The following is a 25,322-nucleotide window of genomic DNA, read 5'->3' as shown; positions in this document are numbered from 1 at the left end:
CGTTTCACGGTTAGGCTCTGTGCCCAATCTCCGGGCCATGCTCTCCGGCCTTCCGTATGCGAAACGCAAGAGGAGTTCATCCGTTGAACGCGATGTGGCGCGTGAATCCGCAGAAGACGGCTCTGCTCGTGATCGACATGCAGAACGACTTTGTTCTCGAGGGGTATCCGATGGAAGTGCCGATGGCACGCCACCGGATACCCCGGATGCAGGAGGTCGTCGCCGAGTGCCGGACCGCCGGTATTCCGGTCGTCTACACCCAGCACATTCTGCTGGACACATTCAATGTGTCTCCGCTGGAATCCACCTACAACCCGGCGCTGCTGAGCGCGGGCATGCGCGAGGGAAGTTTCGGTGCGCAGGTCGTCGACGACCTGAAGCCGGAGGCCGACGACGTCGTCGTGGTCAAGCACCGCTACGACGCCTTCCACAACACGCGGCTGGAGAACGTGCTGACCAGCATCTCCGGCCTGCGTGAGGTGGACACCGTGATCATCATCGGCACCCTCACCGAGGTCTGCTGCGACTCCACCGCGCGCGGTGCCTACATGCGGGACTTCAAGGTGGCCTTCGTGGGCGACGCCACCGGGGCGCTCAGCGAGGAGGCGCAGGCGGCCACGGAGAAGACGATCGGAACGTTCTTCGGCCGTGTGCTCACCACCGCGGAACTGGTCGCGGAAATCCGCGCGAACCGCGAGGGGAGAGCGGCATGAAGCCCAAAGAATACGACGTCCGCTACGAACGCTCGGCGGTCGTGCTGCTCTCCCTCGGATTCGGTCTCGTCGGCCTGGACCGCTGGATCATCAGCCCGCTTTTCCCCTCGATGATGAAGGAACTCGGGCTCGACTACCAGGACCTGGGCAACATCATCGGTGTTCTCGGTCTGGCCTGGGGATGTTCCTCCCTTCTGATAGGCGGCCTCTCCGACCGGCTGGGCCGGCGCAGGATCCTGGTCGGCTCGATCGTGTTCTTCTCGGTCTGCTCCCTGCTGACCGGGCTCGTCGGCGGACTCGTCAGCCTTCTGCTGGTGCGGATCGTCATGGGCGTCACCGAGGGCGCCTTCACCCCGACCGCGGTGGCCGCCACGGCAGAGGCGTCCCGGCCGGAGCGCCGCGGGCTGAACATGGGCATGCAGCAGAGCACCTTCGCCCTGTTCGGTGTCGGCCTGGGCCCGATCATCGCCACCCAGTTGCTGCGGATCCTGCCCAGTTGGCACTGGGTCTTCGGTCTCATGCTGCTCCCCGGACTGGTCCTGGCCTGGTTCATCCTCCGGACCATTCGCGAACCCCACCAGCTGCCGGCCTTCGAATCCGCCGTCTCCCCCGTCTCCCAGGACCAGACCCGCTGGCTGGACCTCTTCCGCTACCGGAACATCCGGCTGGCGATCCTCGCCCTGTGCGGCGCGATGACGTGCATCTTCGTGCTGAGCGCCATGGTGCCGAGCTATCTGGTCGACCACCAGGGCATCGGAACCAGCCAGATGGGCGTCATCGCCTCCGGCATCGGGTTCGGCGCGTTCGCGGGCCAGCTGGTCATCCCGGGGCTGTCCGACCGGTTCGGCCGCAAGCCCGTGGTCGTCGTCGCGCTGCTGATGGCGATGTGCATGCTGGTCGGCTTCATCCTCCAGGGGCCGGTCGTGCCGCTGCTGTTCCTGCTGCTCTTCTTCGTCGCCTTCGGAGCCAACGGATGCCTGGCCCTGCTCGCCGGAACCGTGACCGTGGAGTCCGTCCCCGCCGGTCTGATGGCGGCCGCGGCCGGCACCGTCATGGGTGTCGCGGAGATCTTCGGCGGCGGCGTGGCCCCGTCCGTCGCCGGTTACCTGGCCCAGCACCACGGCATCCACACCGTGCTCTACCTGGCACTCGGCGGACTGATCCTGTGCGTGGTGGCCGCCTCCTTCCTCCAGGAGACGGCGCCGAAGAAGACCGGCCGCACCGGCCACGAGGCCGCCCCCGTCACGACGGCCGCGGCCGGCTGACCGGCACCCGCCCCGGCACGAGCCGAGGACCTGCCCGGGAAACGGACGGCCCGCGCGACGGCGCGTGTCATCCGGTCCCGGGCAGCTAGTGCCGCGACAGGCAACGTTTGCCCCGTCGCGGCACTAGGTCCTCTCGTCCGGGGCGCCGGGCGGGTCCTCCTCGAGGAACCGCGCGACGGACGCCGCGAACGCCCCGGTCACCCCGTGGTCCCGGCCCGCGTCGCTGATTCCCACCGTGACGTTGATCCGGGGAAGCAGTCCGGGCAGCCGGGCCGAGGGAAGGTCCGTCGCCCGCTGCCCCCGGTCGCCGAGGACGACTCCGGCCGGGACCACGGTGATGCACTCCCCCAGGCGGATCAGCGCGTGCATGGTCCGGTAGTCGTCCACCACATGGAAGCGGGAGATCTCGTACGTCTCGATCAGCGTGGTCGTGATCCTCGCATGGTGGGTCAGCACCGGATTGTCGAACAGCACGAACCGGTAGCGGGACAGCAGCTCCTTCACGGCGGGGGCGCTGACCTCCTCCAGAACCGTCCCCGGCGGATGGACGAGCGCCATGTCCTCGATGCCGACGACCTCGGTGTGGAAGGGGTGGTCCGCTTCCGTGGAGTAGAAGAGCCCGGCGTCCAGCTGGTTGAGTTCCAGCAGGTCGATCACCGTCGTGGCCGGCCGGCTGGTCACCCGGAACTCGTCCGCCCCGTACATGTCCAGCGCGCTGCTCACCACGGCCCGCACGGACCGCTCCGACAGCCAGTTGTCCACTCCGAACACGACCTTGTGCGGATGGCCGGCCACCTCGGCGAAGCTCCGCGGCCGGGACGGGTCCTTCTTCCCCAGGACCGCGGAGGCGTTGGACAGGTCCCGGATGAGCTGGGCGGCGTACGGCAGGAAGTAGGCGCCCTGCGGAGTCAGCACCGCGCCCTTCCACCCCCGTTCGAACAACGCGAAACCGAGGCTGTCCTCCAGCCGCCGCAGCCGCTGGCTCATCGCCGGCTGCGAGACGTACGAGTCGGCGGCCGCCTTGGAGATACTGCGGTGCTTGGCCACGGCCAGGAAGGAACGAAGCGCCTCGAGATCCACGGTTGCCCCTCCTTCGACCACGACACGGGGCTCGACGGATTGGACCCTACTGCCCCGCGGACCCGTTGTGACCTGGCGGGACCGCGAGGCGGAAGGACTTCTTCCGGCGCGTGCCGCCGGCCGGGCCCGCCGTCAGCCGTGATCGGCGCAGCAGGGCGTGGGGTCGGGCACCTCGAAGGGGGCGAGGAGGCCGCCCGCGGCGGGCACGAGCGGCAGCACGAGCTGTCCGTCCTGCCACAGGGGGCGCACATGGTCGCGCGTCGTCACCGGGGTGTCCGGATCCGGGCCGTTGCCGGGGCCGGGCGGAGCGCCGACGACGGTGACCCGGTCGATCGCGGAGTGCTGGAGGAGGAAGCGCAGCGGGACCGTGCCGACGAGGTGCCCCACGCCGGGGTAGACGACGGCACGTCCCTGTTCGCGGGTGTGCTGCTCGGCCGCCGCCAAGGCGGCGCCGTCCGCATAGGAGGCCGGGCCGTGCCGCAGGGCGCCGAGGGCGGCGCCGGACGGTGGCCGGTCCTCGGCCGCGAGGAGGGTGACGAGCCGGTGCCACACCGACGAAGCGGTGTCCGCGTCCGGCAGTGCCAGGGAGACGGCCAGGTGCGGTCGTTCGCCGCCGCGGACCGGGTGCGTGCAGGCGACGGTGGCGTCCGGCAGGCCGAGCAGCGCCACCAGGTCCTGGGCGAGGTGGTCGGCGCCGCGCAGGTCCGCCGACCCGGCGTCCACACCGATCACGGTGGGAACGCCGGGCCGGCCCGTTGCACCGGTCATGCGGGCAGGACCCACATCGGGTTGGAGTAGAACCACAGGTCCTTCCACGGGTCGGCGTCGCCGAGCACGTCCATCGCCGGTCCGACCGGGTCCACGGCGGCACCGCGCAGGCCGACCGCCGTGCGGTTGCCGTCGGTGCCGCGCAGCCGCACGTACACCGGCTTGTCCACACGGCCGAGGGAGTACGTCAGCCGCACCGAACCGGTGGACTTGTTCACCTCGAAGGACTTGACGACCTTGGTGTCCGGGGTGATGAACGCGTCCTTGTCGGAGACGCGACCGGTGACGTCGCCCTGGATCACGTCGACCCGGGCCAGCTTCGGCACGAACTGCGCCCAGTTCGGGCCGCCCGCGAGGCTGATCTCGACGACCAGGTCGACCTGGCTGCCGCGGCGGACGTGCAGTGCGTCGCCGAGGGTGACGGACTTGCCGCCGGAACGCAGTTGCGCGTCGAGGCCGCTGATCAGCCCGCCGTGGTCGACCCAGACACGGCCGGCGCGGATGCCGTCCATGACCGCCTGGTAGGAGAAGGAGGCGGCACCGACGTGCGTGCGGGAGTACTGGCCGGGCCAGAAGTCGCCGTCGCCCAGGTTCAGCGCGCCGCCGTGGACGGGGTCGTCGTAGCGGCCGTTGGCGTCGAAGTCGCTGCCCGGCCCGCGCACGGAGGAGTCGGCGTAGACGCTGTGGGAGTCGGAGTTGGCGGTGATCCACCAGGGCTTGCCCTCGGCCAGCAGGCTGTCCCACAGACCGCCCACGGTCGCGGTCATCCAGTCGAAGCCGCCCCAGGTGCGGTAGCTCTCCAGCGGGTAGCCGGAGAAGGAGTCGGCGCCGGGGCTGCCGTCGTAGTAACCCCGGCCCGAGCCGGGGCCGCCCGGCGCGGGCAGGCCCGCGGCCTGGTGGCCGGGGGCGCCCTCCATGCCGACGGCGATCGTCGGCTGCGCGTCGCGCCAGGCGCGGATCTCGTGCGGGGAGTCGATGCCCTTGCGGGCCGGGTGGTTGGCCAGGAACAGGGCGTCCTTGACCTTGCGGCGCTTGACCTGATCGGCGAGGAAGTCGACGCCCGCGATGGCGAGCGCCTCGTTGGCGGAGTTGTTCGCGGTGGCGTTCTTCACCACCCCGTCGAAGGAGTTCTCGAACTCCTTCAGCACGGCCACCTCGTTCAAGCCGGGGTGGACGAAGACGGTGCCGTGCTCGGCGGCCGGGATGTTCCACTCCAGGCCCTGGAAGACCAGCGTGTCGGTGATCTTCCCCCGGGCGGCGACGATGTCGGGGTTGACCTTCTCCACACCGATCTTGGCGTGCTGTTCGCTGCCGTGGTCGGTGATGACCATCCAGTCCAGGCCGTGCGCGTTGGCCTGGCGCACGTGGTCGACGACCCGGTACTTGCCGTCGGAGCTGTACTGGGTGTGGATGTGGTGGTCGCCGGACAGCCACACGTATCCCCCGGAGCGGGCGGACTGCGAGGGCTGCTGGTTCTGGTTCTGGCCCTGGTCGCCCTGGGACTGGGACGCGGCCGCCTGTCCGGCACCGGCGAGCACACTGCCCGCCGCCAGTCCGGCGCCGAGCAGCCCGGTACGGCGCAGCATGGACCGGCGGGACAGCTGGTCGGGCGTCAACTCCGCGTCGGGGACCTCGAGATCGAGCGCCGGAGGCAAAGATCCGCCGTCCGTGCCGTGCCCGTGGTCGTGGTGGTGGTGATGCCCGTGGGCATGACTGTGGCCGTGGCCCATGTCCGAACTCCTGCCGTCCGTCCGTTCAAAGCATGTTCGAGCGGCGCCCATGCTGGGCCGTCGCCACCAACACGGTGCGAACGACCGGTGACGTCCCCGGATACGACAGGCGGCATCCCCACCACGGTCGCGCGACGCCGGGCGCGCGACCCACGGATCGGTGTCCGTCGCCGGGCGCCCGCTCCGATTTCTCGCACAGAACCTCGCGCCGGCGGGGCTGTTGGGCGCAGGCTGGTGCAGCGCCGAAGGCCGGACACCGGGATGCGGGAGGAAACGGGGATGCGGAGGAGACGGGGCACGGCGGAGATGCCAATGACACGGGCCGACGACACGGGGGTGCGGGGGATGCGGAGTTGGCGGGGGATCAGGGGTTGGCGGGGGATGTGGAAAGTCCCGGGCGGGCGCGGGAACGGGAGACCCGGGAGGCGGGGTGCGGCCGTACTGGCCGCCGTCAGCCTGCTGATGCTGTCGGGGACGTGCACGTCCGCGGCACAGGACCGGTCGGACGCGGCGCCGGCCGGGCGGAACGGGGGACTTTCCGGCGCCGCGGCCTGCTCGGGGCTGAAGGGTTTCACCTGCGCCACCCTGACCGTCCCGCTCGACCACAGCGGCGGTGTGCCGGGCCGGCTGGGCCTGAAGGTCGCGATGGCGGACAACGTCAACGCTCCCAAGGGGGTGCTGCTCTTCCTGACCGGCGGTCCGGGCCAGCCGGGCGTGCCGTTCGTCGGGCAGCTGCGCGAGAAGCTGACGCCGGTCCTGAAGGACTACCGGCTCGTCATGATCGACCAACGCGGCACCGGCGACGCCGCGTTGCGGTGCCCGCGGTTGCAGCAGGAGATGGGTTCGTCCGACCTGACCCCGCCCACGGCCCGGGCGGTGACGGACTGCGCCGCCGCCGTCGGCGCCAACCGCCGCTTCTACAGCACCGGTGACACGGTCGCGGACCTGGACCTGCTGCGCCGGGCCCTGGGCGTGCGCACGATGACGCTCGACGGCGTGTCGTACGGCACGTACACCGCGGAACGGTACGCCCTGGCCCATCCGCAGCACGTGGCCCGGCTGGTCCTGGACTCGGTGGTGCCGCAGACCGGTTACGACCCGATGGACCGCGCCGCCCTGCGCGCCGCGCCGCGCGTGCTGGCGGCGGCCTGCCGGGCGACGGGCTGCACCACGGACCCGGCGGCCGACCTGGCCGAGGTGGTCACCCGGTACGGCAACGGCGTCGACGTGATGGACGCCCTGACCACCTGGGAGTTCGTGGACCCGGACTACACGGCGATGATCGACGCGCTGCACTCGGCGGCGAACGGCGACCCCGGACCGCTGCGGGGCCTGATCGCGGGCGTGCGGGAGGGAAGCGCGGCGAGCGCCGAGGAGCTCAGCCAGGGGCTGCACGCCGCCACGCTGTGCCTGGACGGGCGTTACCCCTGGGGCAGGGCGGACGCTCCGTCAGCCGGACGCCGGGAGGCGCTGGGGAAGGCCGGTGCGGAGCTGACACCGGCCGACTACGGCCCCTTCGACTCCGCCACGGCGACCGGCCTCGGTTCGATGCTGAGCTGTCTGCACTGGCCGCGCACGCCGGTGCCGCCGCTGCCGCCGGAGCACCGCAGGCTGCCGGGCGTGCCGGTCCTGCTGCTCGGCGGTGACCGGGACCTGTCGACCCCGCTGGAATGGCTCCACGACCAGAAGAGGCTGACGCCGCGGGCCCAGGTCGTGGTGGTGCCGGGTGCGGCGCACTCGGTGCAGAGCCGGGCGGCCGACGACAGGGGCCGCCAGGCGGTGTTCGCGTTCCTGCTGGACCGGCGCTGACGGCGATGCCCGTACGTACGGCGAAGGCCCCGGGCGGGGAAACCCGGCCGGGGCCTTCGCCTTCGCGTCGTCAGATGGCGCCGGAGAAGGTGTCGCACTGGGCCGGGGAGCCCGTGGTGTACCCGACGGTGAACCAGTGGACTCGCTGCTGCGAGCTGCCGTGGGTCCATCCCTCCGGGTCGACGCGGCCCTGGGTGCGTTCCTGGATGCGGTCGTCGCCGACGGCCTCCGCGGCGCCGAGGGCTTCGCGGATGTCGGAGTCGGTGAACGGCTTCTCGAAGAAGCCGGTGGTGACGGCGTTCTCGGTCCAGACCCCGGCGTAGCAGTCGGCCTGGAGCTCCAGCCGGACCGAGCCGCTGTCGGCTCCCGTGCGGTCCCGGCCGACGCGGTTCATGGTGCCCAGCAGGTTCTGTACGTGATGCCCGTACTCGTGGCCGATGACGTACGCCTGCGCGAAGGGGCCGCCCTTGGCGCCGAACCTGTCCTCCAGTTCACGGAAGAAACCGAGGTCGAGATAGACGCGGTGGTCGGCCGGGCAGTAGAACGGGCCCATGGCGGAGCCGGCCCGGCCGCACCCCGTGTTCCACGTGCCGGAGACCAGGTCGGTTCCGGCCTTGGTGTAGGACTGCTGGTAGTGCTCGGGGAGAGCGCCCTGCCAGTAGCGCTGGATGCTGTTGACCACGCCCACCACACGGCATTTCTCCGACTGGTTGGCGTCGCTGCCCTTCTGGCACTTCGCGACCAGGTCCTCTCCCTGCTGCCGCGTGGCGGCGTTCGAGCCGCTGCCGCTCAGGAGCCCCGCCGGGTTGACGCCCAGGAGCAGTGCGACGACCACCACGACGACGCCGATGACGCCGCCGCCGATGGTGAGCCCGCCTCCCGGAAGGCCCCCGCCGCTGCTGCCGATGTCCTCGACCTGAGAAGCATCAAGATCCACGTCATCGCGGAATTCCATGGGCCGTTCGTCTCCCGGGAGTTGGTGATCACCCCATTCTGCCCGGTGACGTGGACTGGTCGTGTCAGGGCGGGCGATGACGCCCCACCGGTCGTCGGTCCACGGCGCTCAGCCGGCCCAGGACCCGCGCCGGTTCCGCGAACCGCGCGGGTCTTCGGCCGGTCCCGGCGCCGCGGGTAAGAGACTGAGCGTGATCGCGGCGGCCGCGCCGCCCAGGCCCAGGGCGACGGCCGCCTCCCTCCAGCCACCCGAGCCCCATCGGAAGAACCGGTCGACAGCCAGCCGGCCCGGGCCGAGGGCGGCGATCCCGAGGGCGACGACGGCGATGCACACGTTGTACTCCACACCGCCCTCCGCCTCCCACAGACCGTGGGCGCCGGTGACGGTCGCCATCGCGTTGATCATGACTCCGATCAGGGCGGCGGCCGCGAGCGGGATCAGCAGCCCGCAGGCGAGACCGAGGCCGCCCAGGAACTCCGACAGACCGCCGATCGCGGCGAACAGCCGTCCCGGGCGGTAGCCAAGAGCGGCGAACCCCTGCCCCGTCGCGGTCAGGCCGCGCCCCCCGAAGAGCCCGAACACTTTCTGCGCGCCGTGCCCGGCCATCAGCAGCCCGAAGGTGAGCCTGATGAGCAGCAGACCGCAGTCGGCGACGGTCACCGTGACCGCGGCGGCCTGCTGCCCCACCGGTTCCGTGCCACGGGAGGGACGGAATAGAATGCGGTTCGTCAACATGGGAGTGCTCCAGTAGGAACGCCGGAACGGGCGTTACCCCCAGCTCGGACGCGCCGAGCACCGGTCGGGTGAGCCGCGCGCGCAGCACGTGTGTTCACCCCAGTACCGATCCTTCCGCAGCGGGTGCGGTCGTGCATCTGGTCCCGCGCCCCTGTCGCCCCGGTACCTCACGACGAGGTGCCGGGCCCGCGTCATGAGATCATGGAGCCCGACTACTACAGCCCCGTAGAGGAGTGGCACGCGCATGTTCGACCAGCTGAAGAGCCTGAAGGGCAAGGTCGAGGGCATCGCCGAAGCCCACGGTGACAAGATCTCCGACGGCCTGGAGAAGGTGGGCGACTTCATCGACGGCAAGACCGGCGGCAAGCACAGCGGCACGATCGACACCGTCGTCGACAAGGCACAGGACGCCGTGGGCAAAATGGGCAAGCACAAGGACTGAGCCCCCGGGCCGCACCCGCGGGGGTCTGTTGCCGTCGCCCGGGATCCGGGATGCTCCTGTGGCATGAGGAGACCCGTGAGACGCACCACCCGTATGCGCCACTGGATCTGGCCCGCCGTCGCCGCCGTGGCCGCGGCGACGTTCAGCTGGAGCTCGCCCGCGAGCGCGGACGGTGACCGGACCGGGCTGCCGGAGGCCATCGACACGATCCTCGGCGACGCCCGCATGGACGGCGGCGCCGCGAGCGTCGTCGTCGCCGACGCGAAGACCGGCGCGGTCCTTTACCAGCATCTGCCGAGCGGGCGGCTCATGCCCGCCTCCAACACCAAGTTGCTCACCTCGGCCGCGGCCATGGCGCTGCTCGGTCCCGGCCACCGCTTCACCACCGACGTCCTGTCGACCGGTGCCCGGCACGGCTCTGTGCTCAACGGCGACCTGTATCTGCGCGGCACCGGCGATCCGACCCTGCTCGCCGAGGACTACGACCGGCTCGCCGCCGCGCTCGCCGACTCGGGGGTGCGGCGCGTCACCGGGAGCCTGGTCGCCGACGACACCCGCTTCGACGACCAACGGCTCGGCCGCTCCTGGGCCTCCGACGACGAATCCTCGTACTACTCGGCGCAGACCTCCGCACTGAGCGTCGCGCCCGACACCGACTACGACACCGGCACGGTCATCGTGCAGGTGGAGCCGGGAGACAAGCCCGGCGACCGGCCGCGGGCCACCGTCACCCCGGCCAATCACTACGTCCACCTCGACGTGCGCGCGACCACCGTCGACCGGGGCGGCCCGAGCGACCTCACCGTCGAGCGGCAGCACGGCACCAACACCGTCACCATCAGCGGCACCCTGCCTGTCGGCGGCGCCGCCGCCAAGGAGTGGGTCAGCGTCTGGGAGCCCACCGGCTACGCCGCGGACGTCTTCCGCGACGCGCTGGCCGCGCACGGTGTGCGCGTCACCGGGGCGACCCGGCTCGGCGAGGCGACCCCCAGGGGCGCGCACAGGCTCGCCACACACGAGTCCATGCCCCTCAAGGAGCTGCTGATCCCGTTCCTGAAGCTGTCCAACAACATGCACGCCGAGGCACTGACCAAGGCGATCGGCTACGAGACATCCGGGCGCGGCACCTGGGATGCCGGCCTCGCCGGCATCAGCGGCTACCTGAAGCGCGTCGGCGTCGACCCGGGCACGCTGCGCCAGGTCGACGGTTCCGGGCTGTCCCGGATGGACAGCGTCCCCGCGGACCAGCTCGCCAAGCTGCTCCTGTCGGTGCGCACCGAGCCCTGGTACGCCGACTGGTACCGGGCCCTCCCGGTGGCCTGTGACCCGGACCGCTTCGTCGGCGGTACGTTGCGCTCGCGTCTGTGCGGCACGCCGGCCGCGCTCAACGCACGCGGCAAGACGGGGTCGTTGACGGGCGTGTCGGCCCTGTCGGGATACGTCATCGACGCGGGCGGACGCGAACTGGTCTACAGCGTCGTCCTCAACAACTATCTCGTCGGCTCCGTCGAGGGCATCGAGGACGCCATCGTGGTCACCCTCGCCTCGTCCGACGAGAACCGGGCGCTGACGGTGCGGCCGAAGGCCCTCCGGAGCACGGAGCGCAACGGGGACCTGGAGTGCTCGTGGCGCAAACCGGTGCAGTGCTGAGACACCCCTGGGCGCTCGCGCGGACTGCCGGGCAGTCCGCGCCGAGCGGGGCCGGAGCTCAGCACGTGCCGCGCCGGGTCGCTCATCACGGCTCGCTCGCGGTCAGCTGACGAGCCAACACGCGGGTGGTGCTGCCGTCGTCCTCTGTGATGTCCCGGACATGCTCGAAACCGATTCTGTCCAGCAGGGCCAGCGAGGCCTTGTTCGGTGCGGCCACGGTGGCGTAAACCTCGGTCAGCCCGAGGGTGTCGAAGCCATGGGCGACGATCGCCTCTGCCACCTCGGTCCCCAGGCCAAACCCCCATGCCGCCGGGGCCAGAGCGTAGATGATCTCGTAGCCTGCGACGACGTCGGTCGGCTTGATCTCGGCATGCCCGACCAGGCGTCCGCCCCGACGGACAGCCCAGACATCGAACAGTTCCCGGGCGTAGACCTTCGTGAAGATCCGCCCGAACAGGGCCCGGTCCGCTGCTTCGGAAGCAGGGCCGTCACCCATCCACTGCGACACCCTGGTGTCCTGGAACAGAGCGACGAAGTCCTCTTCGTCCTCAGAGACGTACGGCTCCAGCAGCAGCCGCTCGGTACGCAGAGTTGGGGTCACGGGCGGCGACGCTACCCACGCGGCATCCAGGTCGGCAAACCACTTTCACCTACGCCGAAACGCCTTCCCAGCACCGTTTGGCCCGATCGGCCGGCATCTGGCTGATCATCTCCCGCGTTTCTGTCAGGGAGCCGGGACGAGACAGGAACTGGGTGACTGCGGCGTCACCCGGAGGTGGAGCGCGGCGAGCAGCAGGCAGAGCGCGGCCATCGTGGACCACAGCGTGGTCGTTCCCGCGCCGGCCAGCAGCTGGGTACCGAGGAGGGGAGCGAGCGTCGCGGCGACACCCCAGCTGGTACCGAAGACGGCCAGGTAGCGGCCGCTTCCGCCGGGCGGCGCGAGGTCGGTGACGAGCGCGTAGACGCGACCCATGACCAGGAGGTCGCCGAGACTCCACACAACCGCCGAGGCGAGCAGCGTCGGCAGGGTGCGGGAGAGGGCGTAGCCGGCCAGCCCTGCGGCCAGGAGGAGATGGGCGAGGGCGAGCGCGGCGGGCGTCGTGAGCCGGCTCGTCCAGGGAAGCCGGATCAACGGCTGGGCGAGCACGGTGGTGGCCGCGGCGGCGGTGAACAACAGCCCCGCGTCGGCGGCGGGCAGGCCCTGCCGCGCAAGCGCGAGCGGCAGGGTCATCACGGTCTGCTGATTGATCAGGGCGTAGGCGGTTCCGGTGGCCAGAACGCCCAGCAGCCTCCGGTCCCGCAACGGTCGCACGGCGGTGTCGTCCTGTTTCACTGCGGGCGGAGCCGGACGGTCACGGGGAAGGGCCAAACCGATCAGCAGCGCACAGGCCAGGCAGCTCGCGGCGTCGCTGACGAAGAGCCAGCGCAGGTCCCAGCGCCCCAGCAGGGCGGCGAGCAGTCCGGCGCCCATGCCGCCCGCCGCGAGTGCGGCGCTGAACAAGCTGAACGCGCGCACCCGTTGCGGCTCGGGCACGGACCCGCCGATGATCGCCTGGCTCGGCGGCTCGTAGAGCTCGAAGGCCAGCCCGAGCAGCACCGCCCCGGCGACCGCGCAGGTGAGCGACGAGGAGGCCGCGATCGCCAGCTGAGCCACGGCGCATCCGCAGAGCCCGAGCACGATGGTCGTACGCGGGCCGATCCGGTCGGCCAGCCCTCCCCCGGCCAGTCGCGAGGGGATCGTCGCGAGCCCGAAGACGGCGCTGACCAGCCCGGCGGTGGTCAGGCTCGCCCCATAATCGGTGCAGATCAGCGCGGTGAGGAAGGGAAGCGAAAAGGCCCCGAGTTGGTTCACGACCCGGGCGAGCAGCAGCAGGCGGACGGTGCGGGGCAGCGGTTCCGGGCGCAGCACGGCACCTCCCGTCACTGGTGAAGTGTGTAATGTCAGTGACGGGTACCGTAGGCAAGGGAAAGGTAACTGGTCAAGTGCTTTTCGACAGTCACATGAGGGCCCTGCTTGACGCTTCGGTGGCGCTCGTCAACGCACTGACCGACGGCGAGGCGCGCGGTCGTCCCTACGTCGCCCCCGAGGGCGCCGAGCGGGTCGGCGCGGTTCGCGTGGCGCTGTCCGCCGGGACGGACCTGGAACTCGGCGAGGCCGACCGCTTGGCCGACACCGCCCGCGCCCTGCGTACCGTGTTCGAGGCCGTGGCCGCCGACAACCTCGACGATGCGGCCCCCACCCTCAACGCGCTGCTGCGTGAGACCGGCGCCCGCCCCCAACTCGACCGGGCTCCCGGAGAACCGTGGCAGGTTCACTTCCACGGCGCCGACGATTCCTATGCCGTCGGTTGGAGCGCCGGCTGCGCCACCGGCCTCGCCATGGCCCTCGGCGGGGACTGTGCCGGGCGCCTCGGGGTCTGCGCAGCACCGCGCTGCGACCGGGTCTATGTGGACATCTCCCGCAACGCCGGGCGCCAGTTCTGCTCGACGGCCTGCCAGAACCGGGTCAAGGCAGCGGCGTTCCGTGCACGGCGCGCGAGCGACGACACGTGAGCGGTCCCCGCACCGGCACGTTCGGCATTGCGGGGGCAACGGACTACTGACGGACTGCTGCTGTGCACGCCCGCCCGCGGCACCGGCTTCGGACTGGCCCGGACCGTCGCCCCGCACGACACCGTCCTGGGCACACCCGCGGGCGCCCGCCTCGGGCCGGACCTGGCGCCTCGACCGTCACGCCGCGACCGGTGAGGACCGGCCCGCCGCGGTCAGGGCCGGTGCTCACCCCTTGCGCAGATCACGGACCCGGCGGATCTTGCCCACCGAGCGCTCCAGGCTCTCCGGCTCGACCACGCGCACCTCGACGCTGATGCCGACCGAGTCCTTCACGCCCTTGGTGATCGCCCTGGCGGCCGTCTCGCGCTGCTCCGGGCCGACGCCGGGGCGGGCCTCGATGTGGACCGTCATGTGGTCCATGCGGCCACGCTGGGTCAGCTGGATCTGGAAGTGCGGGGCGACGTCGGGCACGCGCAGCACGACCTCCTCGATCTGGCTCGGGAAGACGTTCACACCCCGCAGGATGATCATGTCGTCGCTGCGGCCGGTGATCTTCTCGATGCGGCGGAAGGCCGGGCGTGCGGTGCCGGGCAGCAGGCGGGTGAGGTCACGCGTGCGGTAGCGGATGATCGGCAGGGCTTCCTTCGTCAGCGAGGTGAAGACCAGTTCGCCGCTCTCGCCGTCGGGCAGCACGTCACCGGTGATCGGGTCGACGACCTCGGGACAGAAGTGGTCCTCCCAGACGTGCAGTCCGTCCTTGGTCTCCACGCACTCCTGCGCCACACCCGGACCCATGACCTCCGACAGGCCGTAGATGTCGACGGCGTGGATGTCCATGCGCTCCTCGATCTCGCGGCGCATCGCCTCCGTCCAGGGCTCGGCGCCGAAGATGCCGACCTTCAGGGAACTGGTGCGCGGGTCCACGCCCTGCCGCTCGAACTCGTCGAGCAGGGTCAGCATGTAGGAGGGCGTGACCATGATGATCTCGGGCTCGAAGTCCCGGATGATCTGCACCTGGCGCGCGGTCATGCCGCCGGACGCGGGGATCACGGTGCAACCGGCCCGCTCGGCTCCGTAGTGCGCGCCGAGGCCGCCGGTGAACAGGCCGTAGCCGTAGGAGACGTGGACCTTGTGGCCGCGCCGGCCACCCGCCGCGCGGATGGAGCGGGCGATGAGGTCGGCCCAGGTCGACAGGTCGTTGTCGGTGTAGCCGACCACGGTCGGGCGGCCGGTGGTGCCACTGGAGGCGTGGATGCGCCGGACCTCGGACATGGGGACGGCGAACATCCCGAAGGGGTAGGTGTCGCGCAGGTCGGCCTTGGTCGTGAAGGGGAAGCGGGCCAGGTCCTCGAGGGAACGGCAGTCGTCGGGCGTCACGCCGGCCTCGTCGAACTTCCTGCGGTACAGCTCGACGTTGTCGTAGGCGTGCCGCAGCGTCGCCTTCAGACGGCTGAGCTGCAGCTCACGGAGCTCGTCGCGGGTCAGGCGCTCGCCGCTGTCCAGCAGCTCGTCCGGAAGGGGCTGTCCCAGCCGGGGCCCCTGTCCCACCGGGGCCGTGACTTCGCTGCTCATTGCGACTCCTTCGTCTTCTCGCTTCGTAGGCTGCGGCTGCGCCCGCGGAACTCCGCGATCACCTCGCCCTCCCGACTCCCGCCACCGTCCTCGGCGGACCGCGCTTCGCGCGGGCTGTCGTCGATGCGCCGGACGCTCACGTCGTAGATCCCACTGCGGCCGTACCGGGTGCGCTCGCAGGCGGTCGCCACAAGGACGTCGCCCTCATGGGCGGGGGCGACGAAGACGATGTCGGCCGCTGCCGCGACCGTCACGGGGCCGTGACTGTTGCAGGCGCAGGCGAACGCCGTGTCGGCGAGCAGGAAGAGAAAGCCGCCGTGGGCGATCCCGTGCCCGTTGACCATCGCCGGCGTCACGGTCATCCGCACCTCGGCGATCCCCTCGCCGTGGTGCGTCAGTTCGATGCCGAGATTCCGGGAAGCCAGGTCCGCGGCGAACATCGTCTCCACCGGACCGCGATCCACGTCCGTGGCCTGCGTCACGTTTTTCACCACCTTGTGTACCGACCGAACATTCGGTTAGCGTCGGCAAAGCCAAGTAATCAAGCATCACCACTGCCTGTCAAGAGGTGGACCGCATGCCCCACACCACTCCCGAGCCCGTCGACTTCTTCGCCCGCCACCGAGAACTGCTGGAGACGGCGGTCGCGGCCACCGGGAGCCGTGACCACTGGACTCCGTACCCGGAGTCGCCCAGCAAGTCGGTGTACGGCGAGGAGGCACCGAAGCTCGGTGAGGCCGCCTTCCGGGACCAGCTGGGCAAGCCGTTCGAGCTGCCCGGGCACCCCGGTGAGGGGACCGTGCGGGCCGCCGAGACCTCCCCCTACGGCTTTGCGCTCGACATCAGCTACCCCCGCGTCGCGCCCGAGGAGGCGGTGGCCGCCGCCAAGGCCGCCACGGGCCCGTGGCGCGAGGCGGACCCCGATGTACGCGCCGGCGTCGCCGTCGAGATCCTGGCCCGGCTGAACGCCGCGAGCTTCGAGAACGCGCACGCCGTGCAGCACACCACCGGACAGGCCTTCGTCATGGCGTTCCAGGCGGGCGGCCCGCACGCGCAGGACCGCGGCCTGGAGGCCGTCGCCTACGCCTGGGCGGAGCAGAAGCGGCACCCGCGCTCGGCGCGCTGGACCAAGCCCCAGCGCAAGGGCGGGGCGCTGGTGATGGACAAGAAGTTCACACCGGTCGGACGCGGTGTCTCACTGCTGATCGCCTGCAACACCTTCCCCACCTGGAACGGCTATCCGGGCCTGTTCGCCAGCCTGGTCACCGGCAACCCCGTGGTCGTCAAGCCGCACCCGGGCGCCGTGCTGCCGCTGGCGCTCACCGTGCGCACCGCCCGCGAGGTCCTGAGCGAGGCCGGCTTCCACCCCGATCTCGTGGTCCTGGCCGCCGAGGAACCCGGGGAGCGGACCGCGGGCTTCCTCGCGCTCCACCCGGACGTGCGCCTCATCGACTTCACCGGCTCCACGGAGTTCGGCGACTGGCTGGAGACCAACGCCCGCCAGGCCGCCGTGTACACCGAGAAGGCGGGTCTGAACACGGTCGTCCTGGACTCCACCGACGACTACCGGGGGCTGCTGGGCAACCTCGCGTTCTCGCTGTCCCTGTACAGCGGGCAGATGTGCACCACCCCGCAGAACCTGCTGATCCCCCGCGCCGGCATCGCCACCGACCAGGGTGTCAGGAGCGCCGACGAGTTCGCCGCCGATCTGGGGGCCGCGCTGGACAAGCTGCTCGGCGACCCGGCCCGAGCGGCCGGCACGCTGGGCGCCATCGTCAACGACGGCGTGCTGGACCGGCTGGAGAAGGCGGCAGCGGTGGGCACCACGGTGCACGCCTCGCAGCCGGTGGAGCACCCCGACCACCCGAAGGCCACCGTCCGTACGCCGCTGGTGGCGCGCCTGGACGCGGAGGCGGACGAGGAGACGTACACCCGCGAGTGGTTCGGGCCCGTCTCGTTCGTCATCGCCACTGACTCCACCGAGCACAGCCTGCGGATCTTCCGTGAGACGGTACGCGCCCACGGCGCACTGACCGCCGCCGTGCACTCCACGAGCGAGGAGGTCCTCGCCGCCGCCGAGTCGGCGGCCCTGGACGCCGGGGTGCACCTGTCGGAGAACCTCACCGGCCAGGTCTTCGTCAACCAGTCCGCCGCGTTCAGCGACTTCCACGGCAGTGCCGCCAACCCCGCGGCCAGCGCCACCCTGTCCGACCCCGCGTTCGTCACCGGCCGCTTCGCGACGCTCCAGTCGCGCCGCCCCGTCGCCACCGAGGAGAGCACCCATGCCTGACGAGGTCTATCTGATCGACGGGGCCCGCACCCCGCAGGGCCGCTACGGCGGCGCCCTGGCCTCCGTACGGCCCGACGACCTGGCGGCGCTGGTGGTCGGTGAGGCCGTCCGCCGTGCCGCGATCCCGGCCGAGGCCGTGGACGAGGTGATCCTGGGCGCCGCCAACCAGGCCGGTGAGGACAACCGCGACGTGGCGCGCATGGCCGTGCTGCTCGCCGGGCTCCCGCACACCGTGCCCGGCTACACCGTCAACCGGCTGTGCGCCTCGGGCCTGACCGCGGTCGCCTCGGCGGCCCAGGCGATCCGGTCCGGTGAGGCCGACCTGGTCGTGGCGGGCGGCGTGGAGTCGATGACCCGGGCCCCGTGGGTCATGGCGAAGCCGGGCACCCCGTGGGCCAAGCCGGGCGAGGTGCACGACACGTCCCTGGGCTGGCGCTTCACCAACCCGCGCTTCGCGGCCGCCGACCGCGCGGTGCCCGCCGGGGCGGGTCCGGACACGGTGAAAACGACCTTGTCGATGGGCGAGACGGCCGAGGAGGTCGCCGCCCTCGACGGCATCACCCGCGCCGACTCCGACGCCTTCGCGCTGCGCAGCCACCAGCGGGCCGTCGCCGCGCAGGAGGCCGGGCACTTCGACCGCGAGATCGTCCCGGTCCCGGTGAAGGACGGCCTGGTGGAGCGCGACGAGGGACCGCGCCCGTCGACGACGCTGGAGAAGCTGGGCTCCCTGCGCACCATCTTCCGCACGGACGGCATCGTCACCGCGGGCTCGGCCTCCCCGCTGTCCGACGGGGCGGCGGCCCTGGTCGTGGCGAGCGCGGCGGCCGTCGACCGGTACGGGCTCACCCCGCGCGCCCGCGTCGTCACCTCCGCCTCGGCCGGGGTGCAGCCCCACCTCATGGGCCTCGGCCCGGTTCCCGCCACGCAGAAGGCGCTGGACCGCGCCGGCTGGCAGACCGCAGACCTGGACGCCGTCGAGCTCAACGAGGCGTTCGCCGCGCAGGCGCTGGCCGTCGTACGCCGGCTCAAGCTCGACGAGGACAGGGTCAACGCGGACGGCGGCGCCATCGCGCTCGGCCACCCGCTGGGCTGCTCGGGCGCCCGCATCCTGCTCACGCTGCTCGGCCGCCTGGAGCGCGAGGACACCCGCCGGGGCCTGGCGACGCTGTGCGTGGGCGTGGGCCAGGGCGTGGCGATGCTGGTGGAGCGGGTATGAGCGCGGACGCCTTCGAGACGCTGCTCGTCGAGGAGCGTGCGGACCGGGTCGTGGTGACCCTGCACCGCCCCGAGGCGCGCAACGCGATCAGCGGGCTCATGATCCGTGAACTGCACGCGGTCTGCGACCTGCTGGAGGACGATCCGAAGCTGCTGCTGCTCACCGGCCACGGCAACGTGTTCGCGGGCGGCGCCGACATCGCGGAGCTGCTGCGGCGGGGCCGGGACGAGGCGCTTCAGGGGATCAACAGCCGCCTGTTCGAACGGGTGCGCAGGCTGCCCATGCCGACCGTGGCCGCCGTCGACGGCTGGGCGCTGGGCGGCGGGGCCGAGCTGTCCTACGCCTGCGACATCCGTATCGCGGGACCCGACGCCGTCTTCGGCAATCCGGAGCCGGGGCTCGGCATCCTGGCGGCGGCCGGGGCGTGCTGGCGGCTTCCGGAGCTGGTCGGCGAGTCGGTCGCCAAGCAGGTGCTGCTGGCCGGGCGGAACCTGGACGCGCGGGCGGCCCTGGCCGCGGGTCTGGTCATCGACGTCGTGCCCGCGGAGGATCTGCTGGACGAGGCGCACGCGCTGCTGGACCGCATGGCGCGGTCCTCGGCCACCGCGCTGCGTCTGACGAAGCTCGTCGTCGACGCGCCGGGCGCGCACCCGGTCGCCGACGACCTGGCGCAGGCCGTGCTCTTCGAGGGTCAGGACAAGCAGGACCGCATGACGCGTTTTCTGGAGAAGAAGAGGAGCAAGGCATGAGCAGTGCGAGCGTGCCCGCCGTCGTCGGTGTGATCGGCGGCGGCCGAATGGGGGCCGGCATCGCGCAGTCGTTCGCGGCCGCCGGCTCGTCGGTGACCGTCGTGGAGAGCGGCGCGCAGGCCGCGGCCGCGGCCGTGGACCGGGTCGCCACCGGGCTGCGGCGGGCCGCCGAGCGCGGCCGGCTGGCCGAGCCCGCCGAGCAGGTGCTCGCCCGGGTCACGACCGTGGAGTCCGTGGACGGGCTGGCTCCGGGCACCGAGCTGGTCGTCGAGGCCGTGCCCGAGAACGCGGCGCTGAAGGCCGGGCTGCTCGCCGCGGCCGAGGCGGCGGTGGACGACACGACCGTGCTGGCCACCAACACCAGCTCCCTGTCGGTCACCGAACTGGCGGCGGCGCTGAAGGCGCCGGGCCGCTTCCTGGGCATGCACTTCTTCAACCCCGTGCCCGCCTCCGAACTGGTCGAGATCGTCGTGGCACCGGACACCTCGCCCGAGGTCGTACGGGCCGCCCTGGACTGGACCCACGCGCTGGGCAAGAAGGACGTCGTCGTCAAGGACTCCCCCGGCTTCGCCAGCAGCCGTCTCGGCCTGGCGCTCGGCCTGGAGGCGATCCGCATGGTCGAGGAGGGGGTGGCGGAGCCGGAGGCGATCGACGACGCGATGAGCCTCGGCTACAAGCACCCGATGGGGCCGCTGCGCCTGACCGACCTGGTCGGGCTCGACGTCCGCCTGGCCATCGCCGAGTACCTGCACGCCACGCTCGGGGAGCGGTTCGCCCCGCCGCAGCTGCTGCGCGACAAGGTCGCCCGGGGCGAACTGGGCCGCAAGTCGGGACAGGGGTTCTACACATGGCAGTGACGCCGCCGGAAGCGGCCACGCCCGACGCGGCGGGGCAGAGTGTCGGCTACCGCGTCGAGGACGGCGTCGCGATCGTCGAACTGCGCAGGCCGGCCGCGGGCAACGCGCTCGACGCGGCGCTGCGGTCCGGGCTGCTGGCCGCCGTCCGCCGGGTGGCCGGTGCCAGTGCTGGTGACGGTGACGGTGACGGTGACGGTGACGGGAACGGCGAGCCGGTCCGCGCGGTGCTGCTGACCGCCCAGGGCCGGAACTTCTGCGTCGGACAGGACCTCAAGGAGCACGCCGAGGCCCTCGAACACGGCCCGGCGGCGGCGTTCGCCGTGGTGCGCGCCGAGTACAACCCGCTGGTGGAGGCGCTGCACGCACTGCCCCAGCCGGTGGTCGTGGCGCTCGAGGGCGCGTGCGTCGGGGCCGGACTGGGTCTCGCGCTGTGCGCCGATGTGCGGGTGGCGTCACAGGGCGCGCGGTTCTCGACCGCGTTCACCGGGATCGGCCTGGCCGCCGACAGCGGTCTGAGTCTGTCGCTGGCCCAGGCGGTCGGACCGTCGCGCGCCGCCGCCCTCATGCTGCTCGGCGACCGCCTCGACGCCGGGGACGCCCAGCTGACGGGGCTGGTGCACCGGGTCGTGCCCGACGGGCAGGCGGCGGCCGAGGCTCTGGCGCTGGCCAGGCGGCTGGCGGCCGGGCCCACCGCCGCGTACGGCGAGGTCAAGGCGTTGCTGCGGGAGGCGGCGGCCGGGGCGGGGCTGAGCGCGGTCCTGGAGCGGGAGGCGGCGGCCCAGGAGCGTCTGGGCGCCACCGACGACCACCGCGGCGCCGTGCGGTCCTTCCTCGCCAAGGAGAAGCCGTCCTTCGAGGGCCGCTGAGCAGGGACCAGTGAGTAAAGGGTCACCGGGATCCAGGGGTTGCCGGGGCCGGAAAAATTCGACAGACTATTACCCGAACGAATGGTCGGTAGGGAAGCTGGTATCGATGACCACGTCACACGGCGCAGTGTCGAGCGGCGACAGCGCGGAGCAACGGCTCCAGGAGCAGTTCGACGCGACGATCGCCAAGGACCAGCGGATCGAGCCCCGGGACTGGATGCCCGAGGGCTACCGCAGGACGCTGATCCGGCAGATCGCGCAGCACGCCCACTCGGAGATCATCGGGATGCAACCCGAGGGTGAGTGGATCACCAGGGCCCCCTCGCTGCGCCGCAAGGCCATCCTCTTCGCGAAGGTCCAGGACGAGGCCGGGCACGGCCTGTACCTGTACTCGGCGGCCGAGACCCTGGGCGCCGACCGCGCGGACCTCACCGACCGCCTCATCGAGGGCCGGCAGAAGTACTCGTCGATCTTCAACTACCCGACGCCGACCTTCGCGGACGTCGGCGTGATCGGCTGGTTCGTCGACGGCGCGGCGATCTGCAACCAGGTGCCGCTGTGCCGCAGCTCGTACGGCCCCTACGCCCGCTCCATGGTGCGGATCTGCAAGGAGGAGTCGTTCCACCAGCGGCAGGGCTACGAGCTGCTGATGACGATGATGCGCGGCACCGGCGCCCAGCGCGAGATGGTGCAGGACGCGGTGAACCGCTGGTGGTGGCCGTCCCTGATGATGTTCGGCCCGCCCGACGGCGACTCCCCCAACTCCGCCGCCTCGATGGCCTGGAAGATCAAGCGGCACAGCAACGACGAACTGCGCCAGCGGTTCGTCGACATGACGGTCCCGCAGGCCGAGAAGCTGGGCGTCACCCTGCCCGACCCCGAGCTGCGCTGGAACGAGGAGCGCGGCCGGCACGACTTCGGCACCCCCGACTGGTCCGAGCTCAAGCGCGTGATCAGCGGCGACGGGCCGTGCAACGAGCAGCGCGTGGCACGGCGCAAGGCCGCGCACGAGGACGGCGCCTGGGTGCGTGAGGCGGCGTCCGCGCACGCGGCCAAGCAGGCCGCCCGGTCCGGGGACACCCGCGACGCCCGGAACAACGAGGAAGGAACGGCGGCATGAGCAACACCGAGGGTACGAAGGACAGCTGGCCGCTGTACGAGGTGTTCGTCCGCGGCAAGCGCGGCCTGAACCACGTACACGTCGGCTCGCTGCACGCCGCCGACGACGCCATGGCGCTCAGCCACGCCCGCGACCTGTACACCCGGCGCAACGAGGGCGTGAGCATCTGGGTGGTGCGCTCGGAGCACATAGCCGCCTCCACCCGCGACGAGAAGGACCCGTTCTTCGCACCCAGCGCCGACAAGGTCTACCGCCACCCCACGTTCTACGACATCCCCGACGATGTCCCCCACATCTAGGAGCAGGACGGACATGAGCGACGTCACCGACGACCACGTCTACCTGTCCCTGGCCGCGGACCACGGGGAGTCGGACGCCCGCTGGGCCTTCGGCACCGGATTCGAGGACCCGCTGCACGGCGTCGACACCACCGTGCCGGACACGGTCGAGCCCGCCGAGCTGGCCGCGTACTGCCTCGCCCTCGGGGACGACGCCCTGGTCGGGGCGCAGCGTCTGGCCGAGTGGTGCACTCTGGCCCCGGAGCTGGAGGAGGAGGTCGCCCTGGCCAACATCGGCCTCGACCTGCTCGGCCAGGCACGGCTGTTGTACGCGCGCGCCGGCCAGGTCGACGGCAGCGGCCGGGGAGAGGACGCCTACGCCTACTTCCGTGGCGCGGAGGACTTCCGCAACGTTCGGCTCGCTGAACTCCCCAACGGCGACTTCGCGTTCTCCGTCACCCGGCTGCTGGTCCTGTCCTGCTGGCGCCTGGCCGTCTTCCAGCGGCTCGCCGCCACCACGCAGGACCCGGTCCTGAGGGCGATCGCGGCCAAGGGCGTCAACGAGCTCGCCTACCACCGGCAGTTCGCGGCGGACTGGGTGGTGCGCCTGGGTGACGGCACGGAGGAGTCCCACCGGCGGATGCGGGCGGCGCTGGCCGCCGTCGGCCCGTACACGGCCGAACTCTTCGAGCCCCGGCCGGGCTTCGGCGTCGACCCGGCGGACGTGCGGGAGGAGACGACCGCGGTACTGCGGCAGGTTCTCGACGCCGCCGGTCTTGAGCTGCCCGAGGCCGAGGCCCTGCCCGGTCAGGGCAGGGAGGGCGACCACACCGAGCATCTGGCCCCCCTGCTGGAGGAGCTGCAGAGCCTGGCCCGCGCGCACCCGGAGGCGACATGGTGAGCGCACTGGACGAGCGGCGCGCGCGGCACGTGGCCGAGCAGGTCCCGGACCCGGAGCTGCCCATGCTCACCCTGGCCGACCTCGGCGTGCTGCGCACCGTCGAGCTCCGGCCGGACGGCACGGTCGTGGCCGGGCTGACCCCCACCTACTCCGGCTGTCCCGCGATGGCGGAGATGCGCGCCGACGTGGCCGCGCGGCTGCGTACGGCCGGATTCACGCAGGTGGAGATCCGCACGGTCCTCGACCCCCCGTGGACGACGGACTGGATCACCGCGGAGGGCCGGCGCAAGCTCACCGAGGCGGGCATCGCACCGCCCGGCAGCGCGCCCCGGCGGGCCGGCGGCCCCGTGCCGCTGGAGCTGTCCCCCACCCGGCGCACGGTGGCGTGCCCCCGCTGCGGTTCGTCGGACACCGAGGAGACGTCCCGCTTCGCCGCCACCTCCTGCAAGGCACTGTGGCGCTGCCGCAGCTGTCTTGAGCCGTTCGAGTACGTCAAGGAGATCTGATGGCCCCGACCACCACGACGGAGACCGACGCGTCCGCCGCCCCCGCGCGGCGGCGCCGCCGTCCGGCCTTCCACCCGCTGCGGGTCGCCGCGGTGCAGCCGCTGTGCGCGGACGCGGCCGCCGTCAGTTTCGACGTGCCCGAGGAGCTGGCGCAGGAGTTCGCCTACCGTCCGGGCCAGTCGCTCACGCTGCGCCGCGAGGTCGACGGGCGCGACGAGCGCCGGTCGTACTCCATCTGTTCCCCCGTCGGTGCCCGCCCGCGCATCGGTGTGCGGGTGGTGCCCGGCGGCCTGTTCTCCTCCTGGCTGGTCGACGAGGTCCGCCCCGGCGACATTATCGAGGTGATGGCCCCCACCGGCGCCTTCACCCCCGACCTCGCCGAACCGGGCCACCACGTCCTGATCGCCGCCGGCTCCGGCATCACCCCGATGCTGTCCATCGCCGAGTCCGTCCTGGCCGCCGACTCCCGCTCCCGGGTCACCCTCTTCTACGGCAACCGCCGTACCGACACGGTGATGTTCGCCGACGAACTCGCCGACCTGAAGGACCTCTACCCCACCCGCTTCCAGCTCGGGCACGTCCTGTCCCGCGAGCCGCGCGAGGCCGAACTCCTGTCGGGGCGTCTGGACGCCGAGCGCCTGGCCGCGCTCATCGACGGGCTCGTCGACGTGAAGAGCGCGGACCACTGGTGGCTGTGCGGCCCGCACGGCATGGTCCGGGACGCGCAGAAGCTGCTCGGGGACCTCGGGGTCCCGGCGGACCGCGTCCACCAGGAACTGTTCTTCGCCGACGACGAGCCGATCCGCGCCGTCCGCCACGAGGAGGACGCCACCGGCGACGGCCCGGTCAGCCAGGTCACCATCACGCTCGACGGCCGCTCCACCACGTCCCCGCTCTCCCGCGAGACGACGATCCTGGACGGGGCGACGCGGGTGCGTCCGGACCTGCCCTTCGCCTGCAAGGGCGGCGTGTGCGGCACCTGCCGCGCCCTGGTCACCGACGGCGAGGCCGACATGCGCCGCAACTACGCGCTGGAGCCCTCCGAGGTGGACGCCGGGTACGTGCTGACCTGCCAGTCGTTCCCCGTGTCCGAGTCGCTGACGGTCGACTTCGACAGCTGACGCGCGCAGCCGCCTGCCCGGTGCGTGCGGCCCCGCCCCCGGCGGCGGTGGGGGGGGCGGGGCCGGCGGCGCCCCCCGCACGCAGCGCCGGCCACGTCCGGAGGGCGCCCGTCAGAACTCCCGGGACACCGAAGGAGGGGGGTTGG

General features: G+C 71.9%; 25 protein-coding genes. 16 read left to right on the top strand and 9 right to left on the bottom strand.

Annotation, left to right across the window (positions count from 1 at the left end; translation table 11 throughout):
• Nucleotides 1–92 precede the first annotated feature (92 nt).
• Nucleotides 93–713: an isochorismatase family protein gene (locus ACIHCX_RS32415; RefSeq protein WP_400035924.1), complete on the top strand. Its 621-nt coding sequence runs from the start codon at nucleotides 93–95 to the stop codon at nucleotides 711–713.
• Nucleotides 710–1,978, top strand: coding sequence for an MFS transporter (locus ACIHCX_RS32410; protein WP_400035864.1), 1,269 nt, complete (start codon nucleotides 710–712; stop codon nucleotides 1,976–1,978). The genes ACIHCX_RS32415 and ACIHCX_RS32410 overlap by 4 nt, the downstream gene beginning before the upstream one ends.
• A gap of 123 nt (nucleotides 1,979–2,101) precedes the next feature.
• Here the strand turns inward: ACIHCX_RS32410 and ACIHCX_RS32405 are convergent, their stop codons facing one another.
• The 3 genes from ACIHCX_RS32405 to ACIHCX_RS32395 form a co-directional block, all read right to left on the bottom strand.
• A complete protein-coding gene (locus tag ACIHCX_RS32405) occupies nucleotides 2,102–3,058 on the bottom strand; it encodes a LysR family transcriptional regulator (protein WP_400035862.1) in 957 nt (318 codons plus the stop codon).
• A 132-nt stretch (nucleotides 3,059–3,190) separates the two neighbouring features.
• Nucleotides 3,191–3,826, bottom strand: a complete 636-nt coding sequence (locus ACIHCX_RS32400) for a hypothetical protein (protein WP_400035860.1) — start codon at nucleotides 3,824–3,826, stop codon at nucleotides 3,191–3,193.
• Nucleotides 3,823–5,556 (bottom strand): PHP domain-containing protein, encoded by a 1,734-nt coding sequence (locus ACIHCX_RS32395; RefSeq protein WP_400035858.1) that lies wholly within the window; start codon nucleotides 5,554–5,556, stop codon nucleotides 3,823–3,825. The genes ACIHCX_RS32400 and ACIHCX_RS32395 overlap by 4 nt, the downstream gene beginning before the upstream one ends.
• Nucleotides 5,557–6,018: 462 nt before the next feature.
• Between ACIHCX_RS32395 and ACIHCX_RS32390 the strand changes: the two genes are divergently transcribed.
• Nucleotides 6,019–7,365 carry an alpha/beta hydrolase gene (locus tag ACIHCX_RS32390; RefSeq protein ID WP_400035856.1) on the top strand — a complete coding sequence of 449 codons (1,347 nt, stop codon included), beginning with the start codon at nucleotides 6,019–6,021 and terminating at the stop codon, nucleotides 7,363–7,365.
• A gap of 70 nt (nucleotides 7,366–7,435) precedes the next feature.
• On the opposite strand, the gene ACIHCX_RS32385 is transcribed toward ACIHCX_RS32390, so the two are convergent.
• Both ACIHCX_RS32385 and ACIHCX_RS32380 read right to left on the bottom strand, forming a co-directional pair.
• Nucleotides 7,436–8,320, bottom strand: a complete 885-nt coding sequence (locus ACIHCX_RS32385) for a neutral zinc metallopeptidase (protein WP_400035854.1) — start codon at nucleotides 8,318–8,320, stop codon at nucleotides 7,436–7,438.
• A gap of 108 nt (nucleotides 8,321–8,428) precedes the next feature.
• A complete protein-coding gene (locus ACIHCX_RS32380) occupies nucleotides 8,429–9,055 on the bottom strand; it encodes a DoxX family protein (RefSeq protein ID WP_400035852.1) in 627 nt (208 codons plus the stop codon).
• 244 nt (nucleotides 9,056–9,299) lie between these two features.
• Here ACIHCX_RS32380 and ACIHCX_RS32375 point away from each other — a divergent pair, with 244 nt between their 5' ends.
• Both ACIHCX_RS32375 and dacB read left to right on the top strand, forming a co-directional pair.
• Complete coding sequence (locus tag ACIHCX_RS32375; RefSeq protein ID WP_400035850.1) at nucleotides 9,300–9,497, top strand: antitoxin; 198 nt, start codon at nucleotides 9,300–9,302, stop codon at nucleotides 9,495–9,497.
• Nucleotides 9,498–9,560: 63 nt separating this feature from the next.
• A complete protein-coding gene (gene dacB, locus ACIHCX_RS32370) occupies nucleotides 9,561–11,147 on the top strand; it encodes a D-alanyl-D-alanine carboxypeptidase/D-alanyl-D-alanine-endopeptidase (RefSeq protein ID WP_400035848.1) in 1,587 nt (528 codons plus the stop codon).
• 85 nt (nucleotides 11,148–11,232) lie between these two features.
• Here dacB and ACIHCX_RS32365 read toward each other — a convergent pair whose 3' ends face one another.
• Both ACIHCX_RS32365 and ACIHCX_RS32360 read right to left on the bottom strand, forming a co-directional pair.
• Nucleotides 11,233–11,748, bottom strand: a complete 516-nt coding sequence (locus ACIHCX_RS32365) for a GNAT family N-acetyltransferase (RefSeq protein WP_400035846.1) — start codon at nucleotides 11,746–11,748, stop codon at nucleotides 11,233–11,235.
• 123 nt (nucleotides 11,749–11,871) lie between these two features.
• A complete protein-coding gene (locus ACIHCX_RS32360) occupies nucleotides 11,872–13,071 on the bottom strand; it encodes an MFS transporter (protein WP_400035844.1) in 1,200 nt (399 codons plus the stop codon).
• A gap of 77 nt (nucleotides 13,072–13,148) precedes the next feature.
• On the opposite strand from ACIHCX_RS32360, the gene ACIHCX_RS32355 reads away from it, so the two are divergent.
• Entirely contained in the window at nucleotides 13,149–13,700 is a 552-nt protein-coding gene (locus tag ACIHCX_RS32355) for a CGNR zinc finger domain-containing protein (RefSeq protein ID WP_400035842.1), read from the top strand.
• 225 nt (nucleotides 13,701–13,925) lie between these two features.
• Here the strand turns inward: ACIHCX_RS32355 and paaK are convergent, their stop codons facing one another.
• Together paaK and paaI are read right to left on the bottom strand one after the other, a co-directional pair.
• On the bottom strand, nucleotides 13,926–15,272 hold the full coding sequence (paaK, locus tag ACIHCX_RS32350) for a phenylacetate--CoA ligase PaaK (RefSeq protein WP_400035840.1): 1,347 nt from the start codon (nucleotides 15,270–15,272) through the stop codon (nucleotides 13,926–13,928).
• Nucleotides 15,269–15,754 (bottom strand): hydroxyphenylacetyl-CoA thioesterase PaaI, encoded by a 486-nt coding sequence (gene paaI, locus ACIHCX_RS32345; RefSeq protein WP_400035838.1) that lies wholly within the window; start codon nucleotides 15,752–15,754, stop codon nucleotides 15,269–15,271. Before paaI ends, paaK begins: the two co-directional genes overlap by 4 nt.
• Nucleotides 15,755–15,849: 95 nt before the next feature.
• On the opposite strand from paaI, the gene paaN reads away from it, so the two are divergent.
• The 10 genes from paaN to paaE all read left to right on the top strand — a co-directional run bounded on the left by paaN (nucleotide 15,850) and on the right by paaE (nucleotide 25,176).
• A complete protein-coding gene (paaN, locus tag ACIHCX_RS32340) occupies nucleotides 15,850–17,562 on the top strand; it encodes a phenylacetic acid degradation protein PaaN (RefSeq protein WP_400035836.1) in 1,713 nt (570 codons plus the stop codon).
• Nucleotides 17,555–18,778, top strand: coding sequence for a thiolase family protein (locus tag ACIHCX_RS32335; RefSeq protein WP_400035834.1), 1,224 nt, complete (start codon nucleotides 17,555–17,557; stop codon nucleotides 18,776–18,778). The genes paaN and ACIHCX_RS32335 overlap by 8 nt, the downstream gene beginning before the upstream one ends.
• Complete coding sequence (locus ACIHCX_RS32330; protein WP_400035832.1) at nucleotides 18,775–19,527, top strand: enoyl-CoA hydratase/isomerase family protein; 753 nt, start codon at nucleotides 18,775–18,777, stop codon at nucleotides 19,525–19,527. Before ACIHCX_RS32335 ends, ACIHCX_RS32330 begins: the two co-directional genes overlap by 4 nt.
• On the top strand, nucleotides 19,524–20,384 hold the full coding sequence (locus ACIHCX_RS32325; RefSeq protein ID WP_400035830.1) for a 3-hydroxyacyl-CoA dehydrogenase family protein: 861 nt from the start codon (nucleotides 19,524–19,526) through the stop codon (nucleotides 20,382–20,384). Before ACIHCX_RS32330 ends, ACIHCX_RS32325 begins: the two co-directional genes overlap by 4 nt.
• Entirely contained in the window at nucleotides 20,375–21,250 is an 876-nt protein-coding gene (locus ACIHCX_RS32320; RefSeq protein WP_400035828.1) for an enoyl-CoA hydratase/isomerase family protein, read from the top strand. Before ACIHCX_RS32325 ends, ACIHCX_RS32320 begins: the two co-directional genes overlap by 10 nt.
• A gap of 106 nt (nucleotides 21,251–21,356) precedes the next feature.
• Entirely contained in the window at nucleotides 21,357–22,370 is a 1,014-nt protein-coding gene (paaA, locus tag ACIHCX_RS32315) for a 1,2-phenylacetyl-CoA epoxidase subunit PaaA (RefSeq protein WP_400035826.1), read from the top strand.
• Nucleotides 22,367–22,669 carry a 1,2-phenylacetyl-CoA epoxidase subunit PaaB gene (gene paaB / locus ACIHCX_RS32310; RefSeq protein ID WP_225080350.1) on the top strand — a complete coding sequence of 101 codons (303 nt, stop codon included), beginning with the start codon at nucleotides 22,367–22,369 and terminating at the stop codon, nucleotides 22,667–22,669. Before paaA ends, paaB begins: the two co-directional genes overlap by 4 nt.
• Before the next feature lie 13 nt (nucleotides 22,670–22,682).
• The gene (paaC, locus tag ACIHCX_RS32305; protein WP_400035823.1) at nucleotides 22,683–23,549 is read left to right on the top strand and encodes a 1,2-phenylacetyl-CoA epoxidase subunit PaaC; all 867 of its coding nucleotides are present in this window, start codon (nucleotides 22,683–22,685) and stop codon (nucleotides 23,547–23,549) included.
• A complete protein-coding gene (gene paaD, locus ACIHCX_RS32300; protein ID WP_400035821.1) occupies nucleotides 23,543–24,055 on the top strand; it encodes a 1,2-phenylacetyl-CoA epoxidase subunit PaaD in 513 nt (170 codons plus the stop codon). The genes paaC and paaD overlap by 7 nt, the downstream gene beginning before the upstream one ends.
• A complete protein-coding gene (paaE, locus tag ACIHCX_RS32295; RefSeq protein WP_400035819.1) occupies nucleotides 24,055–25,176 on the top strand; it encodes a 1,2-phenylacetyl-CoA epoxidase subunit PaaE in 1,122 nt (373 codons plus the stop codon). Before paaD ends, paaE begins: the two co-directional genes overlap by 1 nt.
• The last annotated feature ends 146 nt before the right edge of the window (nucleotides 25,177–25,322 follow it).

The organism is Streptomyces sp. NPDC052043 (assembly GCF_044548235.1).
Classification (GTDB): domain Bacteria; phylum Actinomycetota; class Actinomycetes; order Streptomycetales; family Streptomycetaceae; genus Streptomyces.
This window is presented reverse-complemented; position numbering and strand designations above follow the sequence as displayed.

Coding starts and splice junctions, on each gene's coding strand:
- ACIHCX_RS32415 (WP_400035924.1), top strand. CDS start 93: ATGTGGCGCGTGAATCCGCAGAAGACGGCTCTGCTCGTGATCGACATG.
- ACIHCX_RS32410 (WP_400035864.1), top strand. CDS start 710: ATGAAGCCCAAAGAATACGACGTCCGCTACGAACGCTCGGCGGTCGTG.
- ACIHCX_RS32400 (WP_400035860.1), bottom strand. CDS start 3,826: ATGACCGGTGCAACGGGCCGGCCCGGCGTTCCCACCGTGATCGGTGTG.
- ACIHCX_RS32395 (WP_400035858.1), bottom strand. CDS start 5,556: ATGGGCCACGGCCACAGTCATGCCCACGGGCATCACCACCACCACGAC.
- ACIHCX_RS32390 (WP_400035856.1), top strand. CDS start 6,019: ATGCTGTCGGGGACGTGCACGTCCGCGGCACAGGACCGGTCGGACGCG.
- ACIHCX_RS32385 (WP_400035854.1), bottom strand. CDS start 8,320: ATGGAATTCCGCGATGACGTGGATCTTGATGCTTCTCAGGTCGAGGAC.
- ACIHCX_RS32380 (WP_400035852.1), bottom strand. CDS start 9,055: ATGTTGACGAACCGCATTCTATTCCGTCCCTCCCGTGGCACGGAACCG.
- ACIHCX_RS32375 (WP_400035850.1), top strand. CDS start 9,300: ATGTTCGACCAGCTGAAGAGCCTGAAGGGCAAGGTCGAGGGCATCGCC.
- dacB (WP_400035848.1), top strand. CDS start 9,561: ATGAGGAGACCCGTGAGACGCACCACCCGTATGCGCCACTGGATCTGG.
- ACIHCX_RS32355 (WP_400035842.1), top strand. CDS start 13,149: ATGAGGGCCCTGCTTGACGCTTCGGTGGCGCTCGTCAACGCACTGACC.
- paaK (WP_400035840.1), bottom strand. CDS start 15,272: ATGAGCAGCGAAGTCACGGCCCCGGTGGGACAGGGGCCCCGGCTGGGA.
- paaN (WP_400035836.1), top strand. CDS start 15,850: ATGCCCCACACCACTCCCGAGCCCGTCGACTTCTTCGCCCGCCACCGA.
- ACIHCX_RS32335 (WP_400035834.1), top strand. CDS start 17,555: ATGCCTGACGAGGTCTATCTGATCGACGGGGCCCGCACCCCGCAGGGC.
- ACIHCX_RS32330 (WP_400035832.1), top strand. CDS start 18,775: ATGAGCGCGGACGCCTTCGAGACGCTGCTCGTCGAGGAGCGTGCGGAC.
- ACIHCX_RS32325 (WP_400035830.1), top strand. CDS start 19,524: ATGAGCAGTGCGAGCGTGCCCGCCGTCGTCGGTGTGATCGGCGGCGGC.
- ACIHCX_RS32320 (WP_400035828.1), top strand. CDS start 20,375: ATGGCAGTGACGCCGCCGGAAGCGGCCACGCCCGACGCGGCGGGGCAG.
- paaA (WP_400035826.1), top strand. CDS start 21,357: ATGACCACGTCACACGGCGCAGTGTCGAGCGGCGACAGCGCGGAGCAA.
- paaB (WP_225080350.1), top strand. CDS start 22,367: ATGAGCAACACCGAGGGTACGAAGGACAGCTGGCCGCTGTACGAGGTG.
- paaC (WP_400035823.1), top strand. CDS start 22,683: ATGAGCGACGTCACCGACGACCACGTCTACCTGTCCCTGGCCGCGGAC.
- paaD (WP_400035821.1), top strand. CDS start 23,543: ATGGTGAGCGCACTGGACGAGCGGCGCGCGCGGCACGTGGCCGAGCAG.
- paaE (WP_400035819.1), top strand. CDS start 24,055: ATGGCCCCGACCACCACGACGGAGACCGACGCGTCCGCCGCCCCCGCG.